Consider the following 20,833-nt stretch of genomic DNA (forward strand, 5'->3'; position numbering starts at 1 on the left):
AGCTTATCTGTTTTTTCCGATTGCTCTTTCCAGGCTGCTCTTGGCTATCTGTGCATTCAGCTTCGACTGGATATAATTGGTCCGGGCTTCCTGATGATACATCTGTGCATTCAGCACTTCCACAATCGACAGGTTTCCTTCCTTGTATTTATCCATGGCCAGTGTCTCGCTTTGAGCGGCTTTCTGGAGCGAACTTTCGGTGAGTTTGACTTTCTGTATGGCCTGTTCGTAAGTATAGTAGGCCGTTTCTATTTCGAGCCGTATGTAGTCGGAGGTCTTGTAATGGTTTTCTTTTGCCATGTTTACCCGGTACTTTCCGGCCCTGTGGGTATTCTTTCTCTTTCCCCATTCGAAGATGGGAATGGAGAGCTTGGCATATACGGCATAGTTCGGATCCATGTCTGCCCTGAAATTATATCCGGGAGAAGAATAGGTTCCTTCTGCGCCGATGCTCAGTTGAGGAAGATAACCGGCATTGGCGATGCGTGCGCTTTCCTTCTGTACCTCTACCTGTCCGTAGGAAATCTTCAGTTCTGGACGGGCTGCCATTCCTTCTTCGGCAGAGAGATGCGGCATCTCATTTTCCCGGAGAGGAGTCACTTCCGAATCAGTCGGAATGGTATCTGTAAAACTGACTCCGGAGAATGAATTCAGTGAGAGACGGGCCGTTTCTGCCTCGTTCTGAGCCTGGGTCAGGCGGTACGTTGCATCGTTCAGCTTTACTTCGGCCATCAGCAAATCGTTCCGGTCGGTATACTTCTCTTCGGTACGGTGTCTCACCACCTCTACCAGCCGCGATACGGAATGCTGATAGTCACTGGCAACTTTCACCAGTTCTTCCCGGGCGACTTTGTTCCAGTAACAGACATCGGCATCGTAGATGACGTTATTGATCAGGCGGTCTTTTTCGTATTGGGAGATTTCACTCTCTCTCCGGGCCTTATTGTAGCCGGCCTGCAAGGCTCCTCCGGAATAGATAGGCTGTGCCACTGCCACTCCGGCACCGTATCTCAGGTTCTTTCCTTGAAATTCCAGTGGAAGCTCCGTCTCCGGAAGAGTCACCGAGAGTTCATTCGGGTGACCGGTATAACGGAAGTTTCCCTGTCCGGACAACTGGGGCAGGAAGTCGGCTTTGGCGGCATGCTCCATCTCTTTCTTCATGGATACCGCATATCCGGCACTTTTTATGTCTTGGTTATATTGAATCACTTGATTACGATATTGCTGTAACAGACTGTTTTCCTGTGCCTGCGACGTCAGACAAGTAGACAGACCGAGGATGACCAGTAATTGTTTCATCTTCAAATGCGTTTAAAGTTAGTAAAAAAATAAATACCGCCGGAATCCGGGGACTGAAATGTCCCTAGATTTTAATCCGGTAGAAAACGGCATACAGTGCCGGAGTCACGAAAAGTGTAAGGAGGGTAGCGAACGTCAGACCGAACACGATGGTGGCGGCCATACCTCCGAAGACGATATCGAACAGCAGCGGCACACTTCCGAATACGGTGGTCAGGGCTGCCATCAGTACCGGACGTGCCCTGGATACGGTAGCCTCGATGATGGCCTGCTGCGGAGTCGCTCCGGCACGCAACTGGATGTTGGTTTCGTCCAGCAGTACGATGACATTTTTGATAATCATTCCCAGCAGTCCCAACCATCCGGCAATGCAGAAGAAGCCGAACTCAAATCCCGTAACCAGCAGTCCGAACACCATACCGATGAGCGAGAGGGGCAGAATCAGGAAAATGATGAGTGGCTGGCGGAAATTGCCGAACAGCCCTACCAGAATCAGAATCAGCAGGAGGATAGCCAGCGGAAAGTACTGCGTAAGAGCCTGCATGGCTTCTTTCTGGTCTTTGTACTGTGAGTCCCAGAAGAAAGTATATCCTTCGGGCAACTGGATCTGTTCGACTTCCTTTCTGATTTCTCCGTGCACCTCTTTCATGGTATATCCGGGCTGTACGTCGCACTGTGCGGCCATCGACAACTTCCGGTTGTAAGTTCTTACCAGCGGGTATTCCCATCCTGTCCGTATTTCTCCGGTCACCTGTGCCAGCGGGGCCGATTGTTTCCCGTTCCATATCTGCAAGTCCTTCAGGTTGTCGAGGTTCCAGTCCTCGTAACCCGGGGTATGAAGCAATACCGGTACCTTCTTGTCGCCATCACGGTAAGTGCCGATTGCCGTACCGTCCGTAAGACTTTTTACGGCAGTCATCATGTCGTTCCGTCCGATGTTCACCTTTCCGGCCTTGATCGGGTCGTATCCCGCCTCAATCATCATGGCTGTATTTCCCCATTCGTTTCTGGCATTCATTACTTTCGGGTTCTTCCGCATGATATCGATGGCTATCTGGGTCAGCGAATCCAGTACCGCAGGATCATCGCCGCAGAAGCGTGCCTCAATCAGGGCCTGCGGAACCGAGTTGATTTCGAAACTGTTGATGCGGATCATGCCGTCGGGTTGAAGAGTAGCTATTTCCTGCTGCAGCTGCTCTTGCAGTTGCCGTGAGATTTCGGGTGTCTCCGTTTCAATCAGGCACTGGGCATGATTCGGCTGAGGCCCGTATGCTGCATTCGACAGGTAATACCTCGGAGGCGTCTGTCCGGTAAAGGTGGTTACCTGCTTCACTCCCGGCTGGTTTTGCAGGTAAGCAGCCAGTTCGGCCACCTGCTTTTCGGTCTTTTCAATCCGGGTACCTTCCGGAAGCCACATGTCGATGGTGAAATACTGCTTGTTCAGCAGGGGAGTAAAGCGCTGGGGAATGAACCTGAATCCCATTCCGGCGCATACCAGCAACAGTACCATGGCACCTACAATCGTATATTTTTTCCGGATGGTGGTTTTCAGGGCCTTCCGGAACAGGTCGTAATATTTTCCCTGGAAAAGTTCTCCCTTCAGTTCCTCCGGGCGGGGACGTCTTACAAACTCCTGTACAAAGAAGATATTCTGACTGATGGCGAGAATCCAGCTCAGCAGCAGTGAAACTGCAATGACAATGAAGAGGGTAGAGAGCAACTCTCCGGTAATGTGCGGTGACAGATAGACTGGAAGGAAGGCCAGTACGGCAATTAATGTGGCTCCCAGAAGCGGCATGGCCGTAGACGAAACGGCAGAAAGGATGGCTACCCGTTTCCGCATTCCCCGCTGCATGTTGACCAGGGCCGCATCGTACACCACAATGGCATTGTCCACCAGCATACCCATGGCAATGATGATGGCTGCCAGCGACATGCGCTGCAAGGCGATTCCTGTAGCCTGCATGTAAATCAGCGTACCGAAGATGGAAAAAATCAGTCCGCTTCCGATTAGGAATCCGTTCTTGAGTCCGATGAAGCCAAGCAACACTCCCACTACGGTCAGTACGGAAACAATGAGGTTCAGCACAAAACCGTCGTTGGCCACTGCCGATTCATGTCCTTGGTCGTATATCGGAGTCAGCCGGAAGCCTTCCGGCATACGCTCGTTCAGTGCGTCTACGTGCTGTGCCACACGTTCCGCCATGTCAACCACGTTTCCGTCGGCCACCGTGGAAATGGCAATGCCGACAGCCGGTACCCCGTTAATCTTCATCAGGTTGCGTGCCGGATGCACATAACTCTCGCATACGTCGGCAATCTCACCCAGACGGAAATAACCTCCGTCTTTCGATACCACCGTAAGATTCTCTATTTCCTGCAGACTGCTGAAACTGCCTTCCGCCTCGATACGCAGCCGGAGCGACGCTGTCTCCATGCCTCCGGCATCCACAATCTTGTTCTGCTTTTCGAAGGCCGAAGCAATATCCGCCAGTGTCACCCCGGTCTGAGAGAGCATTCCCGGGTTCACTGTCACCTCAATGCTCCGGTTCTGTATACCGAAGAGCTCAATCCGGGCCACATCTTCCACGGCAAGCAGTTCGTTCTTGATTTCCTTTGCCTGATCCTCCAGCTCACGGTACGTACGGCTTTCGCTGCTCAGTCCGTAGAAAACTCCCAGTACATCACCGAAGTCATCGTTGACTACCGACGGCCCTGCCCCTGCAGGCAATTTCGACTGTACATCGTTCACCTTGCGGCGGAGCTTGTCCCATAACTGCTGCATGTCCTTCGCGCGGATTTCCTTCTTGACATATACCGTAATCTTCGACAAACCCGCACGGTTGTCACTTTTCAGGTAATACAATTCTCCCAGCGACTGGATGGATTCTTCCAGTACATCCGTTACCTGCTGCTGCACTTCCAGCGCCGATGCTCCCGGATACGTCGTCGTCACCAGGGCCTGCTTGATGGTAAACGGAGCATCCTCCAGTTTTCCCATGTTGATGTACGAATAAATACCTCCCAGTAAGATCAATGTCAGCAGCAACCAGCTCAGCGCCTTGTTCTGAAGAAAGAATTTTGCAATTTGTTTCATGATTTTCTTCCGGATAAAGGGTTAAAAACTGATCGGGTCATTCTCTGAAAGCTGACTGATACGGGAAGCTGCGATGCGGTCGCCCGGTTTCAGTCCGGCAGTCACTTCTACACGGTTGTTCTTTTCGATGTTACCCAGTCGGACCGGAACCTGCGTCACTGTCCGGTCGTCCCTTACCTGCCATACGAACGTACCTTTCTCCGGAGTGTATCCTACAGCCGTCTGAGGAATGAATACGGAAGTTTTCGGGTATAGGATAGATGAATTGTGCAAAGAGGGACTTCCGCTCATTCCTCCTAACAGACTGTAGTCTTGATTATCAATGATAGCTGTATAACGATAAGAAAGATTGTTTTCGGTCACACTCTGGGTCAGAAAGACCTCCGACGGCTCATAGTCGCGGTTGCCCGTCATGTGAAAGCGGATGCGGCAGTCCACCGAATCCGGCTGTTCCTTGATTCTTCCAGCCATGTCTTCGGTCAGGTATACCTCCGCCTTGATCCGGGAAATATCAATGAAACTGACCACCGGCGAAGAAGCCTTCACATCCTGGAAGCGCTCGATGAACACCTGCTGCACATACCCGTCGAAAGGAGCGGTCAGCCGTGTATCATTCAGTTCATTCACCGCCGTCTGATAGTCCGCTTTTGCCTTTTCATAATTCGCCTTTGCCTGCTCGTAGTTGGTTGCAGAGATATTATCTTTCTGATAAAGGTTTGAGATGCGGGCATAGTCGTTCTTGGCCTGTTCGAAAATGGCCTCTGTCCGTTCCTTGCGTATCACAAAATCGCGGTTGTCAATCTCGGCAATCACCTGCCCCTTGCGGAAAAACTGTCCGCTCTGCACCTTGAACTCATACACCGGTCCGCTGACACGGAACGACAGGTTGGTAGTGCGGTAAGGCTGTGAGATAAACGAATAACTCCTTTCGCCATTGAAGTCTCCAGCCTGAGCCTCAACGGTCTGTATGGGTATAACCTCTTTTACCTTTTCTTCTTTTGGACCGCACGCTACGAGGCCGCAGCATGCTCCGATCAATAATACCTTTTTCATACGCTTCTTTCTGTTTGATGTACACAAAGGTAGGTTTTCCTTTCTGCCGGGTGCGAAATACTTTTCCGAAGTGTCAGATTCCTCTACCCAACCGTATAAAGTGCCGGCTGTAGCTGAAAACCTGTGCGGGAGTATTTGATTTTCAAAGTTTTTTCTTATCTTCGTATATGGGTTGTCAGGACCGGACGCCCCTGTGTCCGGCGAAGTGGAAAGTAATTCCGACAGCGGCTGAGACCCGGTAATTTCTATTAATAAAATTAGACTGACTATGACAAAAGAAGAGTTGATGCGCAAGGCCATTGAACTTTCGGTACAGAATGTAGCCGAAGGCGGCGGACCGTTCGGAGCAGTCATTGCCCGCAACGGTGAGATTATAGCGATGGGGGTGAACCGTGTGACTCCCGACTGTGACCCTACGGCACATGCCGAAGTGAGTGCCATTCGGACTGCCGCCAAGGTGCTGGGTACCTTTGATCTGAGCGGATGTGAAATCTATACCTCTTGCGAGCCCTGTCCGATGTGCCTGGGAGCCATCTATTGGGCGCACCTGGACCGTATGTATTATGGAAACAACAAGCACGATGCGGCTGCCATCGGTTTCGACGATGCGTTTATTTACGAAGAATTGGATCTGAAACCGGAAGACCGGAAGCTGAAATCGGAAGCCTTGTTGCCCGAAGAGGCCATCAAGGCCTTCCGCGACTGGAGTGCGAAGGAAGATAAGGTAGAATACTGATGCCTTTTCTCCGTCTGCGGTGAGGCCACAGTACCGGTTGGTCGGCTGTCACCGTTCCGTTTGTAAAGATAAATCCGGGAAACCGTTCGGACCGGTTATTCCTTCTGGATAAAGAAAAATCCATGGCAACTGCCTTCAGACAGTCTGTCATGGATTTTTTATTGTTTCTACGATTCATGCACGTTTCCGCAGTATTGCCGGAATCAGAAGCCCAGGCGCTTGAACTCCTGTTCGAAATTCGGAGTGAAGACACCCTTTCCCAGGTTCTCCCTGATTTCCTCCAACGGCCAGAAACGCCCTCCGTCCAGTTCGTCACTGGGAGCAACCGGACCGTCATACTGGGTACGGAAACAGAACACCAGTTCCTTTTCCCTTTCCGATTCAAATACATAATGCGTCAGCTGAGTAGGCTCGTAATCCGTAATTCCCAGTTCCTCACGCACCTCCCGTTTCAGGGCCATATCCACACTCTCACCCAGGTCTACATGACCTCCTACGGCCGTATCCCATTTTCCAGGCTGAATATCCTTCCATTCCGGACGCTTCTGCAGGTACAGTTCCCCCTTGCTGTTGAACACATGCAGGTGCACTACCGGATGAAGCAGCTTGCTGCCTCCGTGACACTCCCCGCGACTTGCCGCTCCCGTAATATTACCCTCTTCATCCACTACCGGAAACATTTCCTCTTGATTATCTGTCATCATTTCCAACATGTTTTTTACTGATACAAGAAAAGCGAAGAACAGTGATAACCTCCCAGGGGGAGACTGCCACACGTTCTTCGCTATCCCTTAACTAAACAATACAATATGCAGTCAAATACTTATTTTTCTTCCAGTTTCTCATCAATTGCCGCAATCTTCTTCAGCACCAGTTCCATATCTCCCTTCAGACGTTCAATCTTCCGGTTGATTTCAATCACCAGCGTATTTCCCTTCTTCGAAGCCGAGTTCAGGAAGCCCAGGTTGTTCTCATATGTCTGAATGTCATTCTTCAATCCCTCGTACGTCCGCACCAGTTTTTCACGGTCGCGATACAGATTGTCTCCCTTGCCCAGTTTGGACTTGAAGCTGTTCAGTTTCTTTTCTGAAGCCGAGATATTCAGCTTGCCGAACAGTTTGTCCACCAGTCCGTGGAACTCGTTGTACAGACGGTCCTTTTCCTTGAAAGGCACATGTCCCGTGTTGTTCCACTCCTTGATCAGGTTGCGGGTAGTCTCTGCAGTAGCCTCATCCGTAGTGCCCGAAGCATCCAGGGCAGCCAGTTGCTTGATAATCTCTTCCTTCTTTGCCAGGTTGTCCACTTCTACCGAACGCTGTGAAGAAGTCGCCTTGTTCTTCTGTGCGAAGAAATAGTCGCAAGCTCCGATGAAGCGTTTCCATACCGCATCCGAATGTTTCTTGGCCACCGGACCGATGGTCTTCCATTCCTTCTGCAGCTTGGTCAATATCTCACCCGTTTCCTTCCAGTCGGTACTGTCTTTCAGTGCCTCAGCCTTTTCGCAAAGTGCCTTTTTCTTCTCCAGGTTCTCGGCCATGTTTTCCTTCACCGATTTGAAGAAAGCCGCTTTTCTTCTGAAGAACTCATCACAGGCAGCCCGGAAACGTTCGAATATCTTCACGTTCATTTTCTGCGGAGCATAACCGATGGTCTTCCATTTGGCCTGCAGGGCCAGGATTTCCTGTGTCTTGTCTTCCCAGTCGGCAAATGTCTTGAACGTATCGTATTCCATGGCTTCCGCAATTTCGCAGATAACGGTCTTCTGGTCCAGATTATGCTGTTCTTTTTCCTTCAGTTCCTCGAAGTGCTGCTGATGACGGCGGTTGACCAGGGTAGAAGCTACCTTGAAGCGTGCCCAGATGCTTTCGCGCAATTCCTTGGCCACCGGTCCGATGTTCCGGAACTCCTGGTGCAGTTTCTGCAACTGATGGAAGGCAGACACCACATCCGGTTCCTCGGTCAGCTTTTCGGCTGCCTCACACAGGCGGTTTTTCTGTTCCAGGTTCTTCTTGAAATCGTATTCGCGGAACTCGTTGTTCAGTTTCACCATGTCGTAGAACTTTTCGGTATACAACTGATACGTTTTCCACAGTTCGTTGACCTTGCCTACCGGAATCTGCTTGATTTCATTCCAGTCCTGCTGCAACTGCTTGAATTCGTTGTAAATCTTTCCCGTATCCTCCGTGTTGTCGATCAAGGCCTTCATCTTCTCCAGAATGTCCAGTTTTTTCTGCAGGTTTTCCTCTTTTTCCTGCTCCTGTTCGGCAGCCATCTTGCTCCGTTTTTCCTTGATGACGGCCATCACTTCCTTGAACGTATTTTCTTTGTCATCTTTTACAGGAGTAAACTCATCCGGATTTCCACCCTCGTCAATGAACGCTTTGCGTGCGGCCTCTTGCTCTGCCTTGTGCAGTTTGTAAAAGGTCTGTTTAAGTAAGTCTATTTCCTGTTTATCTGCCTGGCAAGGATCCAGACTGATTTCTTGCAAGCGTATTATGACCTCTTCTTTTGTTTGCTTAGGTACATAGCTACTGGTGTTCTCAGTAGTGCCGGCAGTAGGAACTGAAACTTCAGACTCGTTCATGGCTGTAGCTTCGGTTAATGGGCGGTTTGTTTCATTTACTTCCATCGTATGTAGATTTTAAAGAATAATATTTTTATTAACAGGCTTTTATATCGGATAAGGAAGGGGATTATCAGGATGTCATGCTCAACTTTCTTGTTCGATATAGTATCTTGATTATATTCAATAGATACAAATTAAAGGAATAAAATCTGATTTTCATATTTTTTTGCCAATTTTTTTTCCTTTTAGGTTTCATATTTTTATCCGTGGAGGAATTTGCTTTCGGCTCAGGGAGTTTTTGTCTGCCGGGCGGGGAAAGAAAGAAAAACGGATAAAGGAAAAGATGTGGAAGAACGCCCTGAGGTTCTGTGGAGAACGGTTTTTTAAACGGAAACCCGGGCTGCAAGGTCGGACAACCTTGCAGCCCGGGTCATACGACCCGCGTACGGAGGTTGTACGACTTCCGTACGCGGGGTAAAGTATCTGTCGTCAGGCGTATCTGATTACGAAAGCAGCACGGTAATTCCCATATACATAAGCATACCGATAATGTCATTGGTAATGGCGATAAACGGACCGGTCGCAATGGCCGGGTCGATTTTCAGCTTCTCGAGCGTCATGGGCACCAGTGTACCGAAGATGGAGGCAAACATCACCACGGCAAACAGACTGATGGAAACCGAATAGCTGACCGTTGCGTGTGCGCCGAAACGGATGAAGTTGTAAATGTAAACCAGCATGGAAATGATGGTGGCATTGATCAGGGCTACCACCGATTCCTTCATGACCTGCTGCAGGGTGTTTCCGGCATCGAGCGAACTGTTGGCCAGTCCCTGTACCACCAGGGCCGACGACTGGGTTCCCACGTTTCCTCCCGTACCACCGATCAGCGGAATGTACAGTGCCATCTCCGGGTGCGCCGCGAAAGTAGCATCGAAGTTGCCCAGAATCATGGAGTTTCCGATACCTCCCAGCATACCGATGAGCAGCCAGGGCAGGCGGGCGGTGGTCTGACGGAACACGTTATCGTGCGATTCAACGTCCTGTGACAAACCCGAAGCCAACTGGTAGTCGCGTTCGGCCTGTTCACGTACCTCGTCCATCACGTCGTCTACCGTGATACGTCCCACCAGGCGGCCGATGCTGTCCACTACCGGAACGGCCACCAAGTCGTATTTCTCGATAATCTGAACCACCTCTTCCAGTTCGGTATCCACGTGTACCGATATCGGGTCCTTCTTCATCACGTGCTTCACCTTCGAAACCGACGGACTGGTAATCATCTTCTTCAGCGGAAATACGCCCCGCAGACGCTCGTCGTCATCCACCACATACACGTAGTAGATCTCGTCCATCTCCTCGGCCTGGATACGCATCTCGCGCAGACACTCGGGCATACTCCAGTTCTCGTTCACGATCACCATCTCCGTACCCATGATACCACCGGCCGTATCCTCGTCGTACTTCAGCAAGTCGACAATGTCTCCCGCCTGCTCGATGTCCTCGATGTGCGAAAGCACCTCTTCCTGCTTGTCTTCATCCATCTCACGGATAATGTCTACCGCATCGTCCGAATCCATGTAGTCCACAAACCGCTTGGCGATGGTTTCCGACGGCAAAATATCCAGGAAGTTCTTTCGGGCGTCCTCGTCCATCTCAATCAGCACATCGGCCGCCTTCTCGTTGTCGAGCAGCAGGTAGATCGAACGGGCCTCCTCGGCATCCAGTTCATTACACAATTCGGCGATGTCGGCCGGGTGCATTCCTTCGAGCACCGTTTTCAGCTTTTCCGACTCCTTGTTCTCAATCAGTTCCGAAACATTCTTCAATACTTCATTTTCCATACTGATCCCGATATTTAAATGCATGCGGAAGCGTATCCGCAGCATGGTTTTTACTCAAATTTAAGACTGATTATTGTTGCGCTGCATCCGCACTCTCTGCCAGTGCCTGCTCCACCCGGTTGGTCAGTTCGATGAAATCCTGTACCGACAGCTGCTCCGGCCGCTTGTTGAAGATAGGGTCGGCACTGAGCGGATGATTCTTGTCGAGGATGGTCGAGATGGAGTTGCGCAGGGTCTTTCTCCGCTGGTTGAAAGTCGTTTTCACAATCTGCTTGAACAGCTTCTCGTTGCATCCCAGTTCCCGCGTCTCGTTGCGGGTCATGCGGATGACCGCACTTTTTACCTTGGGGGGAGGGTTGAACACGTGCTCATGCACCGTAAACAGGTACTCTACCCGGTACCATGCCTGTATCAGCACGCTCAGGATACCGTACGTCTTGCTTCCCGGTCCGGCAGCGATGCGTTCGGCCACCTCCTTCTGTATCATGCCCGTGCAGCAAGGTATCAGGTCCTTATAGTCCAGCATCTTGAAAAAAATCTGGCTGGAAATATTATATGGATAATTTCCCGTCAGTACGAAGGGCTTGCCGTCGAAAAGCTTCGACAGGTCCATCTTCAGGAAGTCCTGTTCGATGATGTGGTCTCCCAGCTGGGCGAAATGCTCACGCAGATAAGCCACCGATTCGAAGTCCAGTTCCACTACCTTGACCTCCCGCTGCTTGGGAATCAGGAACTGAGTGAGTACACCCATCCCGGGTCCTACCTCCAGAATCGGCAGTTCCGGACAGCTGTCTACCGTATCGGCAATATCGCTTGCTACCTGCAAATCCTTTAAAAAATGCTGTCCCAAGAACTTTTTCGGTTTAACTAATTTCATTCCTCAATGTATTTTCTTGATGTAAACTAAGATTTATTCGGGCAAGATATTATCTTTGCATCGTGCAAAGTTAAGCATTAATCTTTAATAAATGATTAGGTTTTGGAACGAACTGATATAAAAAAACTGATGAGCAGGGCAATTCAGATTGCTTTTCCGCTATTATTGGGAAGCGCAATCCTGATATGGACTTATCATGGTTTTGACTTTGGGAGTATAGGGGAAGTACTCAGCGGGGGAATCAATTATTCGTGGATGTTGTTGTCGCTTTTTTTCGGTGTGCTGTCACACCTGCTCCGAGGGTGGCGCTGGCTGCTGGCTTTGGCTCCGCTGGATGAGCATCCGAAGGCCTCGAACAGCGTCTATGCCATCTTTGTCTCTTATGCCGCCAATCTGGTGCTCCCTCGTGTGGGCGAGGTTTCCCGCTGCGGCATTCTGGCCAAATACAATGGGGTTTCTTTTTCGAAATCGCTGGGAACCGTCATTTCCGAACGGCTCATTGATACGGTGTGCGTGATGCTGATTACCCTGATGACACTGCTGCTGCAGTCGGGCACGTTCGCCACTTTCTTCCGGATTACGGGTACCGACGGGGCATTTTTCCTTCACCTGTTTACCTCTGTCAACTTTTATATTTCGGCGGTCTGCATTCTGGCGGTACTGATATTGGCGGTATGGCTCATAAGGCGGCTGGCTTTTTTCACCAAGGTGAAAGGAATCCTGCGGAACGTATGGCAGGGATGTCTGTCGCTGCGACGCCTGGATCATCCTTACCTGTATCTGTTTTATACACTAGGAATCTGGGTTTGCTACTTCCTGCATTTTTACCTCACCTTCTTCTGCTTCGGATTTTCCGAACACCTCGACTGGGTAGCGGGACTGGTGATTTTTGTGGTGGGAAGTATCGCCGTCATTGTTCCTACCCCCAACGGGGCCGGTCCGTGGCACTTTGCTGTCATCACCATGATGATGATGTATGGCATCAGTAAAGAAGAAGCAGGAATATTTGCACTTTTAGTGCATGGTATTCAAACCTTTTTATTAATTTTGTTAGGGATATACGGTCTGGTGGCTCTGCCGCTGACCAACAAAAAGCAGAAAACGGCCTGAACCGGAAGGAGGACGGGCCGGCAAGAAGGCATTAATTGGGATTAGAATATATATTTTAGAATATATCAGTTCTTAAGTGAATCAGTTTCATTCAGACTTATGAACTTGACAAATTACAATCTTTAAAAATAAACGTATGAGTGAAATTCTTTCTCTGGCTCCACAGAATGTGTGGAAGCATTTCTATTCGTTGACTCAGATTCCTCGTCCGTCAGGACATCTGAAGAAAATACAGGCATTTTTGCTGGAGTTCGGCAAGAGTGTAGGTGTCGAAGCGTTTCAGGACGAAGCTGGAAATATAATTTACCGCAAACCGGCTACTCCGGGTATGGAGAACCGCAAGACGGTGATCCTGCAGGCTCACATGGACATGGTGCCTCAGAAAAACAAGGAAACGGTGCATGACTTTGAAAACGATCCTATCCAGACCTATGTGGACGGTGAATGGGTGAAGGCCAAAGGTACTACACTGGGTTCCGACAACGGTATGGGTGTGGCTGCAATCATGGCAGTAATGGAAGACAAGACCTTGAAGCACGGTCCGCTGGTAGCCTTGATTACTTCCGACGAAGAGACAGGCATGTACGGTGCGTTCGGACTGAAGCCGGGTACGGTGGAAGGAGATATCCTGCTGAACCTGGATTCGGAAGACGAAGGTGAACTTTACATCGGTTGTGCCGGTGGTGAAGACCTGACTGCTACCCTGGAATACCGCGAAGAAGAAACCGATCCGGAAGACGTGGCACTGAAAGTGACACTGAAAGGATTGAGAGGCGGTCATTCAGGTATTCAGATTGGCTGGGGACATGCCAATGCCAATAAGCTGATGGCCCGTTTCATGAACCAGGTGATTGCTTATGATGAGGCTTGTCTGGTATCTTGGGAAGGCGGTAACATGCGTAATGCCATTCCACGTGAATGTGAGGTGGTGATTACCGTACCTGAGACTGAAGTGGAAGATGTACTGGCCTTTGTAGGCGAATGTGAACAGGTATGGCGCGATGAGTTCGATACCATCGAAGACAACCTCAGCTTCACTGCTGAAAAGGTGGAATTGCCGAAATACATGGTTCCGGAAGAAATCCGCGACAACCTGGTAGATGCAATCTATGCTTGTCCGAACGGTGTGGAACGTTTCATCCCGACCATTCCGGATACGGTAGAGACTTCTTCTAACCTGGCCATCGTGGAAATCGCCAATGGAAAGGCTGCCATCAAGGTACTTACCCGCAGCTCACGCGACTCAATGAAGGATTATCGCAATACGGCCATCGAAAGCTGTTTCTCTATGGCAGGTATGCACGTAGAACGCTCAGGCAGCTACTCAGGCTGGGAACCTAACGTCAACTCTCCGATATTGCACGCCATGAAGGCCTCTTACAAGGCTCAGTTTGGTGTAGAGCCGGCTGTGAAGGTCATCCATGCCGGTCTGGAATGCGGTATCATCGGAGCAGTGATTCCGGGACTTGACATGATTTCATTCGGTCCTACACTGCAGTGTCCGCATACTCCGGAAGAACGCTGCAACATCCCGACTGTGGCTAAGTTCTACGAGTTCCTGGTAGCTACATTGGAAAATACACCGGAAAAGAAATAATCCGGCTGGATATTATAAACCCGGCTTGAGAGGGGGGGGATTTTCCTGACTCTCTGGCTGGCTTGAACAAATCTTTTGGTGGGTGAGTGGTATTTTCTCATCTGCCAAAAGATTTTTTATTTGTGAATGGAACGGTTGGTCAATAAGATTTCAATCTCTCCTATTTTTATCATATATTTGAAAAAAGTTATTTGTTAATGATTTTACTATGAATGCAAACATGATTTCTTTGGGGATAATGGGGTACTTGAGTTTGTCGGCTGCAATGGCGGAGACACCTCCTCATATTATATTGATCATGACCGACCAGCATCGTGGGGATGCCTTGGGCTGTATGGGGAATCCGGTAATCTCACCGAACTTGGATCAGCTTGCGAGCGAAGGAACACTTTATACGAAAGGATATTCCAGTTGCCCGAGCAGTACACCGGCAAGGGCCTGCCTGCTGACAGGACAGTCGCCGTGGCACACCGGATTGCTGGGATATGGAAATGTGCCTGTAAACTGTCAGTATGAAATGCCGCAGATGCTGCGCGATCTGGGGTACTATACGTTTGGCATCGGTAAGATGCATTGGCATCCTCAGCGAATCAAACACGGTTTCCATGAAGTTTTGTTGGACGAAAGCGGCCGTATTGAAGATGAGAATTTTGAGAGCGACTATCGCAAATGGTTCCAGTTGAACTGCCCCGGAGGAAATCCGGATACGACAGGAATCGGATGGAACGATCATCAGGCAGGGATATATAAGCTGAAGGAAGAGTTGCATCCTACCCGCTGGACTTCTGAAATGGCCTGTCAGCTGATACAGCACTATGACAACGCGTCTCCCTTGTTCCTGAAAGTGTCCTTTGCACGTCCGCACAGTCCGTACGACCCGCCTCGCCGGTTTTATGAGATGTATGAGAAGGTAAATATTCCGGGGCCTGCAAAAGGAGAATGGTGTTCCCGTTATGAGCAATTATTGAATCCGGAGCAGGTGGCTACTGATGCACCTTACGGCAACTTCGGTGATGAGTATGCTAAGAATTCCAAGCGGCATTATTATGCCAGCATTACCTTTATTGACGAGGAAATCGGTAAGATTATCCAGGCATTGAAAGAAAAAGGAATGTATGACAACTCACTGATTGTCTTTGTATCCGACCATGGAGATATGATGGGCGACCATTATCACTGGCGGAAGACATATCCGTACGAGGGTTCCGTGCATATTCCTTATATCGTCAAATGGCCTGCAGCCTTGCACATTGCTCTCGGAAAAGTCGAGCAGCCGGTAGAACTCAGGGATGTGCTGCCTACCTTCCTGGAAATCGCTGGAGGAGAGGTTCCTGCACAGATGGACGGAAAGTCCGTGTTGCAGTTGGCGAAGGGAGATACCAGAGGCTGGAGAGAATTCCTGGACCTGGAACATGCTACCTGCTACAGTGACGATAATTACTGGATGGCACTGACCGACGGAAAACTGAAGTATATCTGGAATTTTAATAACGGTTCTGAAATGCTTTTCGACCTGGAAAAGGATCCTCAGGAGCTGAAGAATGTGGTGGATAACAAGAAATATTCAAGCCGGATCAAGGTGATGCGTCAGGCATTGGTGGCTCATCTTCAGGAAAGGGGAGAGGAGTTTGTAAAAGACGGAAAGCCGGTTATCCGGCAGAAAACGATGCTATACGGACCTAATTATAATAAAAAGTAATTGCATGGCACAAATGTGTCAGACCGTATCGGTAGATATGAAAAATCCTCCCTCGCCAATGTACGGCGGGGGAGGATTTTTTTGCTTGTATGTCGCTGTGATTATTGTGCGTCCAACTGTTCCAGTACCGTGTAGATGCTGCTGCAGATACCGAAAAGGATGACTCCTGCGAAACAGATAGCAAGAGAAACCCGGGTAAGCAGGCTGCTGCGGAACGCCGGAATCGGCTGGTCGTTCGGAGTGATGTACATGGCTTTCACGATAAGCAGGTAATAATACAGTGAGATGATGGTATTGACCAATGCCAGGAAAACTACCAGCCAGTGTCCGGCATGGAAGGCCGAAGCAAAGACAAAGAACTTAGAGAAGAATCCGGCAAACGGAGGAATACCTGCCAGTGAGAAGAGGGCAAGTGTCATCACAAAAGTCAGTCGGGGATTGGTCTGGTAGAGGCCGTTGTAGGCATCCCGGTCGACAGTTCCCTGGTGATGCTGTTCTACGGTGCTGATTACACCGAAGACTGCCAGGTTGGCTACAATGTAAACTACCACGTAGTATACCAGTGAAGCCATACCCTGTGTAGAGGCTCCCAATACTGCCAGCATGATGTAGCCTGCCTGTGAGATACTACTGTAGGCCATGAATCGCTTCAGGTCTTTCTGCAGGATGGCGAAAATGTTGGCAATGGTGATGGTTACCACGATTACCACTTCCAGCAACAGACTCCAGTTGTCTGCCATCGGTGCAAATACCCGGAGAAGGATGTTCATCAGGGCGAAGGCAGCCGCTCCCTTGGAGATGACTGAAAGGTAGCCGCTCACTGTAGTGGGGGCTCCCTGGTAGGTATCGGGTGTCCACATATGGAAAGGTACAAGACTCAGCTTGAATCCCAGTCCGGCAAAGAAGAATACCATGGCCATGATCTGAAGTGGAGTACCGCTGATGTGAGCAGTAATATCACTGAAGTACATGGTTCCGCAGGTTCCGTAGATAAGTGACAGACCGTAGAGCATCAATGCCGATGAGAACATGGAGCTGAGGATGAACTTGGCTCCGGCCTCGGCGCTGTGGCTCCGGTATTTGTCGAAGGCTACCAGGCAGGCCATAGGGATACTTGCCAGTTCCAGGCCTACATAGAAAATCAGAAAACTGCCGGCACTTACCATGTAGTACATACCCAAGAGGGTAGAAAGGGTCAGCAGGTAGAATTCACCGGCCTTATGACGGGTGTCCGGGCGTGAGAGCCAGGTATCTGCCTGCAGGAATACGAGCAGGGTACCTGCAGTCAATATGGTTTTTACCACCGAAGTCATCGGGGTATTGTGGTACATGCCTCCGAAAGCTTCTCCGGTAGAAGGTATGAGGTTCAGGGCAATCTGAACCACCAGCAGGCCACAGGCCAATACCTGAAGAGGCTTGTGTGCAGGGGCTTTCATTATCAGGTCGGCTACCAGTATGATGATCAGGATAAGCGCCAGACTGATTTCTGCCTGCATGGAAAATAAATTGCTTATATCCATTGTTTTTCTTTTTTAATTGATTCGATAACTAAATTAGAGTCCCAGTTGGCTGATGATCGGTTCCACACTGCCACTGATGAGGTGACTTACCCAGTAAGGAGCCAGTCCCAGTCCGGCTACGGCAATGATCAGACAGATTACGGCAAAGCGTTCGTCCCAGGTAGCGTCTGTCAGCTTCAGGTGCTCCGGATTCTTGCAGGTACCGTACAGGATTTTTCCTACCACACGCAGGATGTAGACTGCGGTGATGACAATACTCATTGTCGCAATTACCGTACAGGTGCGGTGGAACAAGTCCGGATGCTGGAATGAACCTACAAATACGGTCATTTCTGCCACGAATCCGCTCAATCCCGGCAGACCGAGGTTGGCCAGACCGGCAATGACATAACCTACTGCCAGGAAAGGCATGATTTTCATCAGTCCGCTCAACTGGCGGATGTCACGTGTGTGGGTACGTCCGTAGATCATACCGATCAGTGCAAAGAAGAGGGCAGTCATCAGACCGTGGCTCAACATTTGCAGGATGGCTCCGGTGGCACTGACACGGGTCATCATCAGCAGGGCAAACAATACCAGTCCGCAGTGGCTCACTGAAGAATAGGCATTGATGTATTTCAGGTCGGTCTGGACAACCGCACTGAAGGCTCCGTAAACTACCGAAATCGTGGTGAGTACCAGGAAGAAATCTCCCCAGATGGCAGCTCCGGTCGGCATCAGGAACATGGCGATGCGGAAACATCCGTAACCTCCCAGCTTCATCAGTACGCCGGCATGCAGCATACTGACTGCAGTCGGTGCTGAGGCATGACCGTCAGGGCTCCAGGTATGGAAGGGGAACAAGGCTCCCAGCACACCGAATCCCAGGAAGATGGCAGGGAAGAAAATGCGCTGCATCTCGGTCGGTATCTTGTGGTGGACAATTTCAAGAATATTCATGGTCTCTGCTCCGGCACCGTAGTAGATACCCAGGATTCCGATGAGCAGGAAGGCCGATCCACCCATCAGCATCAGCGTCAGCTTCATGGCGGCATATTCCTTCTTTCCGCTTCCCCATACTCCGATGAGCAGGTACATCGGAATCAAAGCCACTTCGTAGAACATGAACATGGTGAACAGGTCGGTAGAAATGAAGAATCCGAACACTCCGATGCTCAGCAGGGTAAACCAAAGGAAGTATTCTTTGGTCATGGGTTTCAGCTTCCAGGAAGCGAAGGTTCCGGTAAAGACAATGATGGCACTCAGCAGCAGCATGACTACGGAGATTCCGTCGACTCCTACCGAGTAGCAGATATGGAGGGGTGCATACCAGGAAATACTGTCAGTAAAAAGCATCTCTTCCGTAGCACCGGCATTACGCAGCCCGATGTAGGATACGGTGAGATATGCGGCCAGCAACAGGAGCAGGGAAGAACCTGCCACCATTACTCCACGGACCTGGTTCACGTTGCGGGCCATCCACAGTCCCAGCAACATCAACAAGGGTATTAAAACAAAAAGACTTAATAAGTTCATAGGATAATGTCTCTATTCTTAGTTCAACAATAAGATGAGTGTCAGCAGGATGATGCCTCCCAGGAACCACATGGTATAGCTCTGGATCTTTCCGCTCTGAATGGGTTGTACCGTTTCTCCGGCAGCGTGGGTGCTCCATGCCATGAAGTTCATGAACTGGTCGATGACGTGGCGGTCGAACCATGCCAGCGGAGTGGAAACGCAGCGGAAGATGATTCTCTTGGTCACGAACAACCAGATTTCATCCATATAGAAACGCTTGTAGGCGGCACGGTGCAGGGTGCTGAAACGGCTTGCCAGCTGTTCGGCTACCGGCTGTTTTTCGCGTGCATACATCCAGGTGGCGAGCAGGATGGCAACTACGGCCACAACGATGCTGGTAACAGCCACCTGAGTGTTCAGGCGAATGTCATAGCTTTCTCCGTTGGACGATACGAAATGTCCGAAAGGAATGAATCCTGCCACCAGGGTGACTGCCGCCAGGAACATCAGCGGGAAGGTCATGGTGAGCGGACTTTCGTGCGGGGTGTGGTGTGCATGAAGTTCTTTGTTTTCCTTGCCCCAGAAAATACAGTAGTACAGACGGAACATGTAGAAGGCGGTCATACCGGCAATCAGGGTCATGATCCATCCGATGGCGGGACTGAATGCGAAGCAGGCAGTCAGGATTTCATCTTTGGAGAAGAAACCTGAGAAAGGAGGGATACCTGCGATGGCCAGACAGGCAATGCCGAAGGTGATGTGAGTAATCGGCATATACTTGCGGAGACCACCCATGGTTTCCATCTCATTGCTGTGTACGGCATGAATAATACATCCGGCTCCCAGGAAGAGCAGGGCCTTGAACATGGCGTGTGTGAAAAGGTGGAACATGCTGGCCATGTATCCCAGACCACCTTCGTGCGGGTGCATGGCGGTGCAGACACCCAGGGCTACCATCATGAATCCAATCTGTGAGATGGTAGAGAAGGCAAGCACACGCTTGATATCGCTCTGTACGCAGGCTACGGAAGCTGCATAGAATGCGGTGAACGCACCTACCCAGGCAATGGCATGCAGGGTATGGGGAGCAAATCCGATGAAAAGCGGGAACATTCGTGCTACCAGGTAAACTCCGGCTACCACCATGGTGGCTGCATGGATCAGGGCACTGACCGGAGTCGGGCCTTCCATTGCGTCGGGCAACCAGATATGGAGGGGGAACATGGCACTTTTTCCGGCACCTCCCACGAACATCAGTCCCAAAGCCCACGGCAGTACCATGCCGGCTTTCATCAGCTGTTCCTCACCCGGCGTAAAGGTGAAGGTCTGCATGTAGTATCCGTAAATCAGAATACCGATGAGGAAGCCCAGGTCGGCAAAACGAGTCACGATAAAGGCTTTTTTGCTGGCTGCAATGGCCTCCGGCTTGGTATAATAGAAACCGATGAGCAGGTAAGAGGAAACACCTACCAGCTCCCAGAATACGTACATCTGGAAGATATTGGTAGCCACTACCAGTCCGAGCATGGAGAAGGTGAAAAGTGAAAGGAAAGCGTAGTAACGCTGGAATCCCTTTTCTCCTTTCATGTATCCGAATGAGTAGATGTGTACCATCAGAGAAACGGTAGAGATGACTACCAGCATCATGACCGAAATCGGATCGAGGAGGATGCCCATGTCAATGTGCAGCGATTCGGTGAAGGGCAGCCATTGGAAATTCCATGGAGTGAGTGTTGCATACACTCCTTCGGCCGTACGCGGTGCAGTGAAGTAGTTGAAGGCTGTCAGGTAACTGAGCAGTGTCACTCCTGTCAGTGAAAGTGTACCGATCAGTCCGGCCAGCCGGTGCTTCATATACATACCCGTCAGTCCCAGAATCAGGAAGCTGAGTATCGGAAGCAAGAGAATTAAAATCGTATATTCCATAATAATCTTTTA

14 protein-coding genes are annotated in these 20,833 nt (G+C 50.2%); 4 read left to right on the forward strand and 10 right to left on the reverse strand.

Annotated features, from left to right (window positions below):
- Positions 1-3: 3 nt before the first annotated feature.
- The 3 genes from H3001_RS00350 to H3001_RS00360 form a co-directional block, all read right to left on the reverse strand.
- On the reverse strand, positions 4-1,299 hold the full coding sequence (locus H3001_RS00350; RefSeq protein WP_181213741.1) for a TolC family protein: 1,296 nt from the start codon (positions 1,297-1,299) through the stop codon (positions 4-6).
- A gap of 64 nt (positions 1,300-1,363) precedes the next feature.
- The gene (locus tag H3001_RS00355; RefSeq protein ID WP_181213742.1) at positions 1,364-4,396 is read right to left on the reverse strand and encodes an efflux RND transporter permease subunit; all 3,033 of its coding nucleotides are present in this window, start codon (positions 4,394-4,396) and stop codon (positions 1,364-1,366) included.
- A gap of 21 nt (positions 4,397-4,417) precedes the next feature.
- Positions 4,418-5,449: an efflux RND transporter periplasmic adaptor subunit gene (locus tag H3001_RS00360; protein ID WP_181213743.1), complete on the reverse strand. Its 1,032-nt coding sequence runs from the start codon at positions 5,447-5,449 to the stop codon at positions 4,418-4,420.
- Between the two features lie 268 nt (positions 5,450-5,717).
- Here H3001_RS00360 and H3001_RS00365 point away from each other — a divergent pair, with 268 nt between their 5' ends.
- Entirely contained in the window at positions 5,718-6,185 is a 468-nt protein-coding gene (locus tag H3001_RS00365) for a nucleoside deaminase (RefSeq protein ID WP_178245813.1), read from the forward strand.
- Between the two features lie 203 nt (positions 6,186-6,388).
- Here H3001_RS00365 and H3001_RS00370 read toward each other — a convergent pair whose 3' ends face one another.
- From H3001_RS00370 to rsmA, 4 genes are all read right to left on the reverse strand, one after another.
- Complete coding sequence (locus H3001_RS00370; protein WP_178245815.1) at positions 6,389-6,889, reverse strand: NUDIX hydrolase; 501 nt, start codon at positions 6,887-6,889, stop codon at positions 6,389-6,391.
- Between the two features lie 119 nt (positions 6,890-7,008).
- Entirely contained in the window at positions 7,009-8,814 is a 1,806-nt protein-coding gene (locus tag H3001_RS00375) for a DUF349 domain-containing protein (protein WP_181213744.1), read from the reverse strand.
- A 440-nt stretch (positions 8,815-9,254) separates the two neighbouring features.
- Positions 9,255-10,595 (reverse strand): magnesium transporter, encoded by a 1,341-nt coding sequence (gene mgtE / locus H3001_RS00380; protein WP_178245819.1) that lies wholly within the window; start codon positions 10,593-10,595, stop codon positions 9,255-9,257.
- A 70-nt stretch (positions 10,596-10,665) separates the two neighbouring features.
- The gene (gene rsmA / locus H3001_RS00385; RefSeq protein ID WP_178245821.1) at positions 10,666-11,472 is read right to left on the reverse strand and encodes a 16S rRNA (adenine(1518)-N(6)/adenine(1519)-N(6))-dimethyltransferase RsmA; all 807 of its coding nucleotides are present in this window, start codon (positions 11,470-11,472) and stop codon (positions 10,666-10,668) included.
- Between the two features lie 102 nt (positions 11,473-11,574).
- Between rsmA and H3001_RS00390 the strand changes: the two genes are divergently transcribed.
- The 3 genes from H3001_RS00390 to H3001_RS00400 all read left to right on the forward strand — a co-directional run bounded on the left by H3001_RS00390 (position 11,575) and on the right by H3001_RS00400 (position 15,878).
- The gene (locus H3001_RS00390) at positions 11,575-12,582 is read left to right on the forward strand and encodes a lysylphosphatidylglycerol synthase transmembrane domain-containing protein (protein WP_181213745.1); all 1,008 of its coding nucleotides are present in this window, start codon (positions 11,575-11,577) and stop codon (positions 12,580-12,582) included.
- A gap of 136 nt (positions 12,583-12,718) precedes the next feature.
- On the forward strand, positions 12,719-14,179 hold the full coding sequence (locus H3001_RS00395; protein WP_181213746.1) for an aminoacyl-histidine dipeptidase: 1,461 nt from the start codon (positions 12,719-12,721) through the stop codon (positions 14,177-14,179).
- Positions 14,180-14,399: 220 nt separating this feature from the next.
- Entirely contained in the window at positions 14,400-15,878 is a 1,479-nt protein-coding gene (locus H3001_RS00400; protein ID WP_394367777.1) for an arylsulfatase, read from the forward strand.
- Between the two features lie 101 nt (positions 15,879-15,979).
- Here the strand turns inward: H3001_RS00400 and H3001_RS00405 are convergent, their stop codons facing one another.
- From H3001_RS00405 to nuoL, 3 genes are read right to left on the reverse strand one after another with little or no spacing between them, the layout of a single operon-like run.
- A complete protein-coding gene (locus H3001_RS00405) occupies positions 15,980-17,398 on the reverse strand; it encodes an NADH-quinone oxidoreductase subunit N (protein ID WP_181213748.1) in 1,419 nt (472 codons plus the stop codon).
- A 33-nt stretch (positions 17,399-17,431) separates the two neighbouring features.
- Positions 17,432-18,913 (reverse strand): complex I subunit 4 family protein, encoded by a 1,482-nt coding sequence (locus H3001_RS00410; RefSeq protein ID WP_178245829.1) that lies wholly within the window; start codon positions 18,911-18,913, stop codon positions 17,432-17,434.
- Between the two features lie 18 nt (positions 18,914-18,931).
- Positions 18,932-20,821 carry an NADH-quinone oxidoreductase subunit L gene (gene nuoL / locus H3001_RS00415; RefSeq protein ID WP_178245831.1) on the reverse strand — a complete coding sequence of 630 codons (1,890 nt, stop codon included), beginning with the start codon at positions 20,819-20,821 and terminating at the stop codon, positions 18,932-18,934.
- Positions 20,822-20,833 lie beyond the last annotated feature (12 nt).

The sequence above is a fragment of the Phocaeicola faecicola genome, assembly GCF_013618865.1.
In the GTDB taxonomy this organism is placed as follows: domain Bacteria; phylum Bacteroidota; class Bacteroidia; order Bacteroidales; family Bacteroidaceae; genus Phocaeicola; species Phocaeicola faecicola.

Bases quoted from the DNA above. Each gene is read 5' to 3' on its own strand.
- H3001_RS00350 (WP_181213741.1), bottom strand. From the start codon at position 1,299: ATGAAACAATTACTGGTCATCCTCGGTCTGTCTACTTGTCTGACGTCG.
- H3001_RS00355 (WP_181213742.1), bottom strand. From the start codon at position 4,396: ATGAAACAAATTGCAAAATTCTTTCTTCAGAACAAGGCGCTGAGCTGG.
- H3001_RS00360 (WP_181213743.1), bottom strand. From the start codon at position 5,449: ATGAAAAAGGTATTATTGATCGGAGCATGCTGCGGCCTCGTAGCGTGC.
- H3001_RS00365 (WP_178245813.1), top strand. From the start codon at position 5,718: ATGACAAAAGAAGAGTTGATGCGCAAGGCCATTGAACTTTCGGTACAG.
- H3001_RS00370 (WP_178245815.1), bottom strand. From the start codon at position 6,889: ATGATGACAGATAATCAAGAGGAAATGTTTCCGGTAGTGGATGAAGAG.
- H3001_RS00375 (WP_181213744.1), bottom strand. From the start codon at position 8,814: ATGGAAGTAAATGAAACAAACCGCCCATTAACCGAAGCTACAGCCATG.
- mgtE (WP_178245819.1), bottom strand. From the start codon at position 10,595: ATGGAAAATGAAGTATTGAAGAATGTTTCGGAACTGATTGAGAACAAG.
- rsmA (WP_178245821.1), bottom strand. From the start codon at position 11,472: ATGAAATTAGTTAAACCGAAAAAGTTCTTGGGACAGCATTTTTTAAAG.
- H3001_RS00395 (WP_181213746.1), top strand. From the start codon at position 12,719: ATGAGTGAAATTCTTTCTCTGGCTCCACAGAATGTGTGGAAGCATTTC.
- H3001_RS00400 (WP_394367777.1), top strand. From the start codon at position 14,400: ATGATTTCTTTGGGGATAATGGGGTACTTGAGTTTGTCGGCTGCAATG.
- H3001_RS00405 (WP_181213748.1), bottom strand. From the start codon at position 17,398: ATGGATATAAGCAATTTATTTTCCATGCAGGCAGAAATCAGTCTGGCG.
- H3001_RS00410 (WP_178245829.1), bottom strand. From the start codon at position 18,913: ATGAACTTATTAAGTCTTTTTGTTTTAATACCCTTGTTGATGTTGCTG.
- nuoL (WP_178245831.1), bottom strand. From the start codon at position 20,821: ATGGAATATACGATTTTAATTCTCTTGCTTCCGATACTCAGCTTCCTG.